General features: G+C 33.7%; 1 pseudogene. It reads left to right on the forward strand.

Going from position 1 to position 273, the window contains the following annotated elements:
* Window positions 1–273 (forward strand): annotated as a pseudogene (locus ACX6CF_RS26330) (hypothetical protein); the annotation flags it as partial.

Below are 273 nucleotides of genomic sequence, written 5' to 3' on the forward strand. Positions count from 1 at the left end.
AAAAGACACATGGGGAGATGACTGGTCGTCAAATTTTGCTGATGTAGTATTGAATCAATTATATTTAGGAAATGCAGATGGAGATACCAAATTAAATCTCTTACCTATTGAAGCTCAGGTAATCAGTATTGAATATAACAAGACATTATTTGATTCTTTTGGACTTAGTGTACCTACAACATATGATGAATTAAAGAACATATGCGAAACATTATCTAAGGAAGGAATTGCTCCATTATTTCAAGTTCTGCCAGTCACTTGCAGCACCTTGAA

It is taken from the genome of Vallitalea sediminicola, from assembly GCF_054408565.1.